This is a genomic window from Bacillus sp. P4_D3, from assembly GCF_056401855.1.
In genome coordinates, this window is sequence record NZ_JBFUIN010000307.1 from 1 (window position 1) to 3,861 (window position 3,861).

2 protein-coding genes and 2 pseudogenes are annotated in these 3,861 nt (G+C 32.5%); 2 read left to right on the forward strand and 2 right to left on the reverse strand.

The annotated features are described in order from the left end of the window. The first annotated feature begins 1,247 nt into the window (after positions 1-1,247). A complete protein-coding gene (locus tag AC1DTM_RS19910) occupies positions 1,248-1,526 on the forward strand; it encodes a hypothetical protein (RefSeq protein ID WP_016104693.1) in 279 nt (92 codons plus the stop codon). Between the two features lie 941 nt (positions 1,527-2,467). Here AC1DTM_RS19910 and AC1DTM_RS19915 read toward each other — a convergent pair. Further along, positions 2,468-3,003, reverse strand: a pseudogene (locus AC1DTM_RS19915) (DnaB-like helicase C-terminal domain-containing protein); the annotation flags it as partial. On the opposite strand from AC1DTM_RS19915, the pseudogene AC1DTM_RS19920 reads away from it, so the two are divergent. After that, positions 2,998-3,184: pseudogene (locus AC1DTM_RS19920) on the forward strand (site-specific integrase); the annotation flags it as partial. The pseudogenes AC1DTM_RS19915 and AC1DTM_RS19920 overlap by 6 nt on opposite strands. 403 nt (positions 3,185-3,587) lie before the next feature. Here AC1DTM_RS19920 and AC1DTM_RS19925 read toward each other — a convergent pair. Then, a complete protein-coding gene (locus AC1DTM_RS19925) occupies positions 3,588-3,854 on the reverse strand; it encodes a stage V sporulation protein S (protein WP_477000713.1) in 267 nt (88 codons plus the stop codon). Positions 3,855-3,861: the final 7 nt, after the last annotated feature.

The following is a 3,861-nucleotide window of genomic DNA, read 5'->3' on the forward strand; positions in this document are numbered from 1 at the left end:
CCGTTACATCGTATTAACCTATTAGCCAATGGGTTCATTGGATTAACATTATCATTCGCTCATTATTTTATAGTAAAAAGCTTCCATCACTTACCCATATCTTATATTTTGTGTAAGTGCCCCTATCGCTGAATTCCTTGATATTCATAGTTTCATAAGACTTTCCCTTTTGAGTTACACAACTCATAATATTTTTAACTCTGCTTATACTATAGCTGTAACTAAAAGTTACATATCATTTACTTGTAGGGCCTAATTTCCTTTTGTACAACAAGTAGTTTGCTAATTGAGCTAGCTACTTTGTCGTGCAATATGAAGTTTTTCAATTCACTTTACCCGATGAATAAACTTTTAAGTTTCTAACTATACTACTCATGAGCTATTACAGATGTAGCTCAATCTTTCCAAATCACATTTGTTCGTTCATTTAGCAGGCAGTTCATTTACCAACTGTCTGCTATCTTATTTTCATTGATCCTTTATTATAAAATTCAAGAATTAATTTCCACAAATTGTAGATACTATAGGTAAGCTAACAGCCATTTTAGTTTTCCCATGAAATTGTGCGAATCACATATCCTTTAGAGAAAGTACTAAGAACATTGCAGTTAGCTTAATTAGCTAGCTGCTTTGTTTGTTAACCATTTTTTACACGAATACAGTTTATATGCATAACTTTTAAATTGAAATCCATACTATATTTAGGTCTTAATATCTAAAACCCTTATTTCAACCTTAGACCTAACAAATCGCTCCTCTCCCTTCCCTGGGGCTAAGCAGTTAGCTATTGCTAGCTGCTCTTTTATTTTTATTAGATTGATGCACCAAAAAATTAAGAAAACTATGGAACTTCCAATGAACATTAGGTGAAAAACATAGAAAACGCAAACCTAAAAAGGGTAAATATAATGTTAATTGAGCATTTCAAACGTAAAGTAATACGATAAAAAACCTATTCTATTTTTGGGTTTTACATTATAAAATTTAATTTTCATCCCAAAGTGAGGGTTTCACTCCTACACTTCGTAATATCATTATCTCGTGAATTATTTTTTAAAAACGTATTTATATATATTTATACATATGAATTTTTTTACATTCAATTGAATTAACAGTTGCATGTTAATTAAAGAATGAATTAATAAACTACCAAATACCCCTTTAACTAAAAAAGGATGCTTGTCCATGTCAGATAGGGTATTTCTTTCATATCTTGTAATATCTTTATAGAAAGGAGAGAAGATCCTATGGAAAATGCAGCGATACAACAAACAGAAGAATGCCCTACATGTCCAGAAGGCACTGTTTGTGAAGATAGTGATTTACTATGTATAAACATTCCTTGTACGACTACGGTAGTATTGTTGGGATTRATTCGGTTAAATATTGGTCCATTATGTATTCGAGTTAGTTCAGTAGATGATTTGTCAAGATTCTCAGACGAAGAGAAACTTGACAAAGTACAACAGGTATTTGATGGACTAAGAAATACTCTCCCAAATTTTAATTCACTGCCTGAAGAGTAACAGTTAGAAGGATACGATTGCTCAACAAGAGCAGTCATTTTGTTTACTAACAGAGGCAATAGTGAACGAAGGGAATCGTAACATTGATTCCCTTTTATTTTAGGTATGTTAACAGCCATATTAGTTTTCCCATGAAATTGTGCCGAATCACATATCCTTTAAAGACAGTACTGAGAACATCGCAGTTAGCTTAAGTAGCTAACTGCTTTGTTTACTGGCTAAATAAATTCAAAAAATATGTTAATGCTATAGATACACCAAGTTGAAATATGAATGACCATTGTATTCTTCTTATGCATGGAGTAGTTAGCTTTTGCTAGCTACTCTTTTTGATTAGTCTGATTATAAAATTTTGTTCTTATTTCTTTTTCACACCATATACTTCTAACCTAGACTCAGCTCATAGAGTTACCTCCTATCTTGAAGAGCACTTGTACATGGTGCTCTTTTTTAGTTTCCTCATTTCTACACAATGCAATTTTTTATGCAAAAGATACACACTCAATTAAAAATAGCCTCATATGATATCTTCTATCCTCTCTTTTTAAAATAAATAGCCTTTACAGAGCACTTTCCAAAGTGCTCTAACTTTTACATATCAAATAGCGTTTTTATTAAAAACTTGTCACATTTAAGCTAGACAAGCATATGTTATTGCATGGAGACTCTCCACTCATAGAAATCTAACCTTTCAAAGAGCATACTTATTAGTGTGCTCTTTTCATTTGCTAGTAAATAACGATTTTGTTATCAAATTTCACCTATCTAAAAAACATACATACAATATCTTGGGTATCTCTTTTCAACATTAGTTTTGGTCAGAGCGCCTTGGGAGAAAGGCGCTCTTTAATTTTCAAATAAGGATTTTATTTAAATTTCATAAAATCTATCTTTGCCTAAATAGGTTCAAAATTATCTATTTAGCATATATAATACTTTTCAATCTCTTGCATGCGATTTCCTTTGTGCTTTGGGTCACCTACAATAAGCTGCAAATAGTCAATTGCGATTAAAACCTTTTTATCAGGATACTTACGCTTTAGCTTCCTAGTCTTAGCGTAAATCTCTTGCATCGTGACATTTGCTTTATCATAAATTTCTAATGGCAAATCATTTATTAATCCCATTGCCTGACTAATTTTTTCCCAATCTTTTAAATTACATAGCTTTTTAGGATTCTTTAATTTCGTAACATCTATATTTCCAGTACTTGAGATCATCCGCTTAAGTAACTGTTCTTCCCCCATTTCTAACGAGAAGACTCCTGTTGCTGTATGAGCACTTGCCCCATGAAAAGCGACGTTTAATACAAATGCTGCTTTCCCCATCGAAGGACGGGCACCGATAATGATTAAATCGCCTTCTTGTAACCCTGCTGTCATTCTATTCAAATCGTCATAACCAGTTGGAATACCCGTTAAATCACCTACATCAATTTGCATTTTTTTTACAGATCAACAAGCGTATCTTTCAAGTTCACGACTTAAGGCATACTCATGCTTCAAGCTGGTAAGCACCCTAAAATCGCTCAGGATTGCTTAGGTCATTCTTCTATTCAAATGACTTTAGACAAGTACAGCCATAACACACAAAACATGCAACAACAAGCTGCAGAAAACTTTGAGAATATTGTAAACCCCTATGAAAACATCAAATAAAAACCGAAAAATTCTAATGTGAACCAAATGTGAGCATTGATAAAAAACAAAGCTTATAAACCTTGATATTACATGGTTTATAAGCCTATATCGTTGAATCTTAGGATAAGAATGAGCAGTTCTGACCTTTTATATTTTGTATAATACAAAAGTGCCACGAATGACTGTTAAACAAGCATTTATGCACTTTTTATATTAAAAATAAATTTCATATAATAATTTATTTATCTATGCCTTATATTTTGTGTGACTGTCTTAATCGCTGAACCCTTTCATATTCTTAACTTTATAAGGATTTCTATTTTGAGTTACACAATACGATAAAAATGGTTAATTATAAATAAAAAAGGAAAAGGCCGATTTCTATCGGCCTTTTCAAATTCCCTTATATTGATGCTCGCTATTAAGACCTTCTCCTTCTAGGACCTACAATTAATTTGATTGCTGTTCTTTCTTGATTATCGATAGTAACCTCTTGAAACGCTGGAACAAGAACCAAGTCAATGCCACTTGGAGCGACAAAACCTCTTGCAATCGCAATTGCTTTAATCGCTTGATTTAAAGAACCCGCTCCAATTACTTGAATTTCTACTTTGCCACTTGCTCTTAGTACACCGGCTATTGCACCTGCCACTGAATTTGGACTTGATTTTGAGGATACCTTTAATATATTTTCC